6 protein-coding genes are annotated in these 6,240 nt (G+C 67.1%); 4 read left to right on the top strand and 2 right to left on the bottom strand.

What is annotated here, in order from left to right:
• Positions 1-54 precede the first annotated feature (54 nt).
• Together nhaA and argS are read right to left on the bottom strand one after the other, a co-directional pair.
• Positions 55-1,407: a Na+/H+ antiporter NhaA gene (nhaA, locus tag AC08OJ_RS17840; RefSeq protein WP_476596334.1), complete on the bottom strand. Its 1,353-nt coding sequence runs from the start codon at positions 1,405-1,407 to the stop codon at positions 55-57.
• Between the two features lie 108 nt (positions 1,408-1,515).
• On the bottom strand, positions 1,516-3,339 hold the full coding sequence (gene argS / locus AC08OJ_RS17835) for an arginine--tRNA ligase (protein WP_476594349.1): 1,824 nt from the start codon (positions 3,337-3,339) through the stop codon (positions 1,516-1,518).
• A 637-nt stretch (positions 3,340-3,976) separates the two neighbouring features.
• Between argS and AC08OJ_RS17830 the strand changes: the two genes are divergently transcribed.
• From AC08OJ_RS17830 to AC08OJ_RS17815, 4 genes are all read left to right on the top strand, one after another.
• Positions 3,977-4,648, top strand: a complete 672-nt coding sequence (locus AC08OJ_RS17830; RefSeq protein ID WP_476594347.1) for a GPR1/FUN34/YaaH family transporter — start codon at positions 3,977-3,979, stop codon at positions 4,646-4,648.
• Positions 4,649-5,144: 496 nt separating this feature from the next.
• Complete coding sequence (locus AC08OJ_RS17825) at positions 5,145-5,522, top strand: dienelactone hydrolase family protein (protein ID WP_476594346.1); 378 nt, start codon at positions 5,145-5,147, stop codon at positions 5,520-5,522.
• A gap of 51 nt (positions 5,523-5,573) precedes the next feature.
• Entirely contained in the window at positions 5,574-5,837 is a 264-nt protein-coding gene (locus AC08OJ_RS17820; RefSeq protein ID WP_476594345.1) for a helix-turn-helix domain-containing protein, read from the top strand.
• The coding region (locus AC08OJ_RS17815) for a hypothetical protein (RefSeq protein WP_476596333.1) at positions 5,797-6,240 on the top strand (444 nt) is incomplete at its 3' end. The genes AC08OJ_RS17820 and AC08OJ_RS17815, both read left to right, overlap by 41 nt.

Here is a 6,240-nt window from a genome sequence, read left to right as displayed (position 1 = left end):
TCACCATTCTCGGCGTCGATCCGACCCGACCACCTTGATCAGAAACCAGGCCGGTCAACGCATCGAAACCCCATGTGCGGAAGACAGACCTAGGTGGGCGGTCTCGGTCCGCTCCAGCTGAGCGTAAGCCTGGTTACGCAGGCGCAGCAGCACGGCCGCCAACAGAGCGGCGATCAGGGAGCCGGCCAGCACGGCGATCCTGACGTGATCGCTACGAGGGGAATCGCTCCCGAACGCCAGCTCCCCGATGAGCAGGGAGACGGTGAACCCGATGCCGCTCAGGATCGCCAGGCCCACCACATCGAGCCAGGCCAGCCCAGCGTCCAGGCTCGCCCCCGTGAAGCGCGCCACCAGCCAGGTCGCGGCGAGGATCCCGACCGTCTTGCCGACGACCAGGCCGAGGATCACGCCCACGGCCGCCCGGTCACTCAACGCCTCGGCTAGACCGTCGAGACCGCCCACCGTCACCCCGGCAGAGCAGAAGGCGAACATCGGCACGGCGATACCGGCCGAAATCGGACGCCAGCGGTGTTCGAAGTGCTCGGCTAGGCCTCGGTCCATCTCGGGAGCACGGCCCCGCTCGCTGCGCAGCACCGGCACCGCAAAGCCCAACAGCACCCCGGCGACGGTGGAGTGCACGCCGGAGGCGTGCACCAGCGCCCAGGTCGCCAGCGCCGGCGGCAGCAGCAGCCACCACGACCGCACCCGCCGCTGCACCAGCACGGTGAACGCCGCCAACGGCACGAGCGCGCCGACCAGGGGCGCGACCGACAGCCGCTCGGTGTAGGCGACGGCGATAATGACGATGGCCACCAGATCGTCGACCACCGCGAGCGTGAGCAGGAAGGTCCGCAACGCGATCGGCAGGTGTCGGCCGATGACCGCCAGTACCGACAGCGCGAAGGCGATGTCGGTCGCCGTCGGGATGGCCCAGCCTCGCAGCGCGCCGCTGCCCAGGTTCACCAACGTGTACAGGACGGCCGGGACGACGACACCGCCGAAGGCGGCGAGCACCGGGACCGCGGCGCGGCGCGGATCACGCAGGTCACCGGCGACGAACTCCCGTTTGAGTTCCAGCCCGGCGACGAAAAAGAAGATCGCCAACAGTCCGTCGGCGGTCCACTCCGCCAGCGTCAGATCAAGGTGGAGGGCGGCGGGACCAACCCGGACGGCCAGCAGCGATCGGTAGGCGTCGGACCAGGGCGAGTTGGCGAGTGCGAGCGCGAGCACGGCGGCGGCGAGCAGGAGCGCCCCGCCGATCGTCTCACCGCGCAGGATGGCGGCGACCCGCTGAGTCTCCGCCCGCGAACCACGGCCGAAAAGCCGGAAACCACGGCAAAACCGGGAGTCCCGGTGAAACCAGAAACTGCGGTGAAACCATGGACTGTGAGGTGGCGGCGGGCCCAAGGCGGTCTCCCAGCATCAGGGGTCGAATCGGACATCGCCGACCAGACTTCCCGGCACACCATGCACATCCGCGTGGATGCCAGCTTAACCTGGACCCGCCGGCCGGGCCTACATTCGGTCAGGCGCGGCGATGCCGAGCAGGTCGAGCCCTTGGCGCAGGGTGCGGGCGGTGAGCCGGCACAGGGCGATGCGGTTGGCGCGCAGGGAGCCCGGAGCGGACAGCACCGGGCAGGCCTCGTAGAAGTCGGTGTAGGCCTTGGCGAGATCGTAGAGATAGCCGCAGAGCCGGTGGGGTTCGAGGGCGCGGCTGACGTCGACGAGCGTGTCACCGAAGGCGTCGAGAGTGAGGACGAGCGCCCGTTCGGCGGGATGCGGCGTCAGGGTGGGGTCCACCTCGACCAGGGCGTCCGGGGCATCCGGGATGTTCGGAGTGTCCGGGGTGTCGCCGGCCTTGCGGAGGATCGACTGGATCCGGGTGTGGGCGTACTGCAGGTACACGCCGGTGTTCCCGATGAACGACACCATCCGTTCGACGTCGAAGGTGTAGTCCTTGGTCCGGGAGGTGGACAGGTCGGCGTATTTAACGGCGCCGATACCGGCCTGCTCGGCGATCAGGTCGAGCTCGGCCGGGTCGAGGCCGGGGGCCTTCTCGGCGACGATGGTGCGGGCCCGTTCCACGGCGGTGTCGAGCAGGTCCATGAGCTTGACGGTCTCGCCGGAGCGGGTCTTGAACGGCCTGCCGTCGGGGCCGAGGACGGTGCCGTAGGAGACGTGGGTGGCCTCGACGTCGTCGGACAGCCAGCCGGCGCGGCGGGCGGCCTCGAAAACGAGCCGGAAGTGCAGGGCCTGGCGGGCGTCGACGACGTAGAGCAGCCGGTCGGCCTTGAGATCGCGGATGCGGTAGCGGATCGTCGCGAGGTCCGTGGTGTCGTAGCCGTAGCCGCCGTCGTTCTTGCGGACCATGAGCGGCACGGGCTCCCCGTCCGGTCCGGTCACCTCGGCGGAGAACACGCACAGGGCCCCGTCGCTGCCGGCCGCGATACCCGCGCGCACGAGTTCATCGACGACATCGGGAAGCCAGGGGTTGTAGAAGGATTCGCTCACCGAGTCCTCACTAGTGAGCAGCACGCCGAGGCGGCGATAGATCTCCCCGAAGGCGAACTCGGACTCAGCGACGATGTCCCGCCACTGGCTGACGGTCGCCGCGTCGCCGGCCTGCAACGCGACGACCCGGCGCCGGGCCCGGTCGGCGAAGGCGGGGTTGGCGTCGAAGGTGCTCCGGGCGGCCCGGTAGAGGGTATCGAGGGCCGAGACCGTGGAGGCGCCGGCGGCGAGGTCGTCGTGGTGCCAGGACGCCGCGGGATGCTCGTCGAGGTACTGGATGAGCATGCCGAACTGGGTGCCCCAGTCCCCGAGATGGTTCTGGCGGATGACGTCCGCGCCGAGGAAGCCGAGCACCCGGGCCAGGCAGTCCCCGATGATCGTGGTGCGCAGGTGGCCGACGTGCATCTCCTTGGCGATGTTCGGCCCGGAGTAGTCGATGATCGTACGACGGCCCCGCTCGGCCGCGCCGACGCCGAGCCGCCCGGCGGCAAGGCGGGCGGTGACCTGCCGCCACAGCGCGTCATCGGCGAGGGTGATGTTAAGGAAGCCAGGCCCGGAGACGGTGACGTCGGCCACCAGAGCGGCGCCGTCGGCGCGCACGGCATCGGCGCGCACGGCATCAGCGACCGCAGCCGCCAGCTCCCCGGGGCGGCAGCGGGCCCGCCGGGCGAGCGCGAGCGCCGCGTTGGCCTGGAAGTCCGCGTGGTCGGAGCCCCGGACAACCGGGTCGGCGCCGGCGAGTTCCGGCAGCGCCCGGTCGATCGCACCGGCGACGGCGGTCTCGACCTGCCTGCTCAGCGACGGCACCTCATGGTTGCTCACGTTCATGTCCTCCTCCACCGATGTCTCATTGTTCCAGGCGTGGTGACGTTCCAGGCGTGGTGACCGGCGCCGGACGCGCAGCCACCGCAGCGCACGGCCACTGCGGCCGGCCGGGCTGCCTTGACCTCCGTTACAAACCGCACCAGCCCGCGGCGGTAGCTCTCCGGGAGTCCTTCCCCCACCCCGATCACGGGGCTACGGACAGGGTGCCACCGCGCCCGCACACGCTGTGCCATACGCCCACCTCCCGGCACCGGTCACACACGTCGGTACCGACAGCACACACCCCGCCCTCCGGGCAGCGCCAACCCCACCCGGCGCCTCCCGACCCGGCCAACGTTCATGGACATCGCGCTGGCGATGACGACCCACGAGTTCGGGTTCGACGAAGTCGAATGCGCCTTCAGGTTGAAGAAAACCAAGGAGGAAGGCATTATCAAACTCCTCGTTCGTTTCGCGTAGCCCGCAGCGTGACACGACGGCAAGTAACGCCAGCAAAACCGGGAGGGCCGAGCACTGCCTCACCGGCGTAGGACGGGGACGGCGTAGTCCCCACGGCACGTCCAGCCCTCCTCTACCGCCCGCACCCGCAGCACATACGGCGGGCCGCCTCGGAAACGGCCCCTTCAGGAGGATGATCCCGATGACCACCAGCACCGACAGCGCCACCGTCGCCACCCACTCACAGCCGTTACCGAACGAGACCGAGACATTACCCGCTCCGCCGCCTCTCAGCCCGCTGCGCGGCAACCCGGGCGTGATCGGTATCCCCACCTTCATCGCCGGTGCCGTCGGCCTCGGGCTGGTCGACACCGGGTGGCTTCCGCCCGCCGCGGGCGGCGCCGCCATACCCGTCATCATGACTGCCACCACCGTCGGTCTCCTGATCTCCGCGATCTGGGCGGCGGCGCTCGGGCAGAACGCCGCGGCCAGCCTGTTCGGGGTGTTCTTCGGGTTCTACGGCAGCTACGCCGCGTTCGTCCTCGGTCTCGGCCACAACTGGTACAACATCCCCGCCGATCAGGTCACCAGGAGCACCGAACTGTGGCTGATCAGCTGGCTGGTCACCATCGTCCTGTTCACCGTGGCCACCCTGCGGTTGCCCAGCAGCTACACCCTGCTGCTCGGGCTCGTCGACGTCGCGCTGGTGTTGCTACTGCTCGGCACCATCTACGCCAACACCGCCCTCACGCACGCCGGCGGCTACGTCGTGTTCGCCTTCATCGCGGTCGCGGTCTACCTGTACCTCGACATCATGTCCACCGAGACCGGCGGGAAGGGCCTGCCGCTCGGCAAGCCGATCATCTCCGGATAGCATGCCGCGCTACGATTGCCATAGATGGCCGAGCTGGCGCGTATTGATGAAAATTTCTTACATCTACCGTCAGATACCGATGATTCCATCCCCGAGCAAATAGCCATAACGCTTTAATACCTTAACGCCAAAGAGAGCAAGGAATCAGAGATAAGGATCAATTTCGCCTAGACGGCCAGGTGGCGCTGGCCACTGGTGGCGCCCGCGGCATCGACGCCGAGTCTGCTCGGCTTCTCGCAGCTGCGGGCGCCATCGTGTGGGAACCGACATGGCGGAGTCGTTCTTCCGCGAGAACCCAGAAAAGGTCAACACTACAAGTACATAAGCCGGCTCCTCGGCCCGGGACGTCACCACCCAGCGGGATGGAGGGGCGGACATCATCGCTACCCGCCTGACGCGCACCGATACTGATCTGATCATCGAGGTCTGGGATTCCAGCGCAGCCGCACCCATCCGGCAAGACCCGGCTCTCGACGCCGAGGGCGGACGCGGCCTGTTGCTGCTGTCGGCCCTGAGCACCCGATGGGCCTACTACCGACCTTCGACCGGCGGCAAGGTGGTCTGGTGCAGCCTGCCGCTGTTGGCGAGGACCAAGGTTGCAGTCGGGGACGCCGAGCCGTTGCCCTCTCGCCAGAGATCGACCGCACCCACCCTGATCGTCCACGGCACGAAGGACACCTTCATCGCTGTGGATGCCTCGCGGGCGGCTGTCGGCCGCTTCCGGGTGGAGCCCAGGCTAGTGGAGATCGAGCGGGCGCAGCACGGATTCGCGGTGCACGACGATCCCGCCTACGCCGATCCCCAGAGCAAGGTGACCCGAAGTGCCCCTACCTACCGTGGCGCACCGGCCGCAGCGGGACTACGGCAACGATGATGCACAATTGATGCATCTGATGCATCCGCGGGACGCGAAGGGATTGAGTTGATGACTCGGAAGCAAAGCGGTCTAACGGCTAGGCGCCGCGCCATGGGCTATTCTCAAGAGTCATTTGCGCATGAACTGGACGTTGACCGGACCACCGTCGGACGCTGGGAGCGCGGGGATGTCGATGCATGCCGCAGAGAACGGTGCTCCCGCAGAAGGGCTCACACTCGCGCGATCTATGGAGGGCCGCCGACTAACGCCCCGAATGGCTACGATGTTTGCGATGCGCGAGGCTCGCGCCTTGGCCACCTTGGGCGACAATAAGGCGGTCCGTATATTCTCTCGCGCACGTAGCCTCCATCAAGATGGAATCCGGGACAGCGATCCCGATTGGGCATGGTGGCTGGACGACGCACAGATTTTCGTACAGGAAGCTTCCCTACATGCCGATCTATCGGAATGGCATGACGCAATTCAGGCATATCGAGCACATTTTGACGAGATATCTCAGAAAAATAAATGTATACCTATAATTGACCATGCCATGTGTATGGCTTATATGGCGTATGTACTGGCCCGGGTGGATGCATGGTCTGACGCCGAATATTTCGCGCACGAGCTACTTGAAGGGGCGTCGGAGATCTGCCCCCGAGTTTATCCGTCGATCTTCCGTCTAGCGAGTATTATAAAGCGTGTGCCTACTTCGACCGATCTGCCCGATCTAGGA

It is taken from the genome of Frankia sp. CgKIO3 (assembly GCF_977946435.1).
The sequence above is the reverse complement of the archived record's forward strand: the minus strand, read 5'-3'. Positions and strand labels throughout refer to the sequence as shown.